Source organism: Pseudescherichia vulneris NBRC 102420 (assembly GCF_000759795.1).
Classification (GTDB): Bacteria; Pseudomonadota; Gammaproteobacteria; order Enterobacterales; family Enterobacteriaceae; genus Pseudescherichia; species Pseudescherichia vulneris.
In genome coordinates, this window is the sequence record NZ_BBMZ01000052.1 from 1 (window position 1) to 1,295 (window position 1,295).

The window sequence follows — 1,295 nt, forward strand, 5'->3', positions numbered from 1 at the left end:
GCTTACCGGGCCTTGTATTATCCTTCCTGTGCAGAAAGAGCCGGCCAGCTCTTTCTGCCATGCAGTCCGCATGCCGTACCGGGCCTGAGGCTCACAACCTGTACCGTAGATTTATGCAGCGGACTGCCGTTCTCCACAAGTGACAGACCGGACAGTATCATGGACCGGTTTATTCCCGGTAACCCGCATTCACAAGGTTGGTTTCACTATGGAACAGGAACTTCACTATATCGGTATCGATGTCTCTAAAGCGAAGCTGGATGTCGATGTGCTGCGGCCTGATGGTCGTCACCGCAGCAAAAAATTTGCCAACACCCCGAAGGGCCACGATGAGCTGGTCCGCTGGCTGAACAGCCATCAGGCTGCCCCGGCCCATATCTGCATGGAAGCCACCAGCACCTATATGGAAGACGCCGCTGCCCGCCTCAGCGATGCCGGCTTCACTGTCTCCGTCATTAATCCCGCCCTGGGTAAGGCCTTCGCGCAGAGCGAGGGGCTGCGCAGCAAGACGGATGCAGTTGATGCCCGGATGCTGGCGGAGTTCTGTCGCCAGAAGCGTCCGGCGGCGTGGGAAGCCCCCCACCCGGTTGAACGTGCGCTGCGGGCACTGGTGCTGCGCCACCAGTCGCTGACGGACATGCACACCCAGGAGCTGAACCGTCAGGATACAGCCCGTGACGTGCAGCGCCCGAGTATCGACGCCCATCTTCTGTGGCTGGAAGCGGAGCTGAAGCGTCTGGAAAAACAGATAAAGGACCTGACAGACGATGACCCGGACATGAAGTACCGCCGCAGGCTGCTGAACAGCATCCCGGGTATCGGGGAGAGGACGTCAGCGGTTCTGCTGGCGTACATCGGTCTGAAGGAACGGTTCGGTCAGGCAAGGCAGTTCGCTGCCTTCGCGGGGCTGACGCCGCGAAGGCATGAGTCCGGGAGCAGCGTGAGGGGCACAAGCCGGATGAGCAAAGCGGGTCATGTATCGCTGCGCAGGGCGCTGTACATGCCGGCGATAGTGGCCCTGTATAAAACCGCGTGGGGCAGGGCGTTCAGGCAGCGTCTGGAAAATAACGGTAAGGGAGCCAGGCTGATAATCGGGGCGATGATGCGCAAGCTGGCGCAGGTGGCCTGGGGGGTGCTGAAGTCAGGCGAGCCGTTCGATGCATCAAGACACTGCGGCGTAACGGCTTAAAGGCATGAAGGGAAGAAACAACAGCGCCTGACGGCGCTGTGGCTGGCATGCCTGCAATCCGGGAACCCGGTACATAAAAAAGCTTGCAGGCGATAACAGTATCTAC

Annotated in this window: 1 protein-coding gene; it reads left to right on the plus strand. The window is 59.8% G+C overall.

The annotated features are described in order from the left end of the window. Window positions 1–208 precede the first annotated feature (208 nt). Window positions 209–1,189: an IS110 family RNA-guided transposase gene (locus tag EV102420_RS20785; RefSeq protein ID WP_042396238.1), complete on the plus strand. Its 981-nt coding sequence runs from the start codon at window positions 209–211 to the stop codon at window positions 1,187–1,189. Window positions 1,190–1,295: the final 106 nt, after the last annotated feature.

Coding starts and splice junctions, on each gene's coding strand:
- EV102420_RS20785 (WP_042396238.1), top strand. CDS start 209: ATGGAACAGGAACTTCACTATATCGGTATCGATGTCTCTAAAGCGAAG.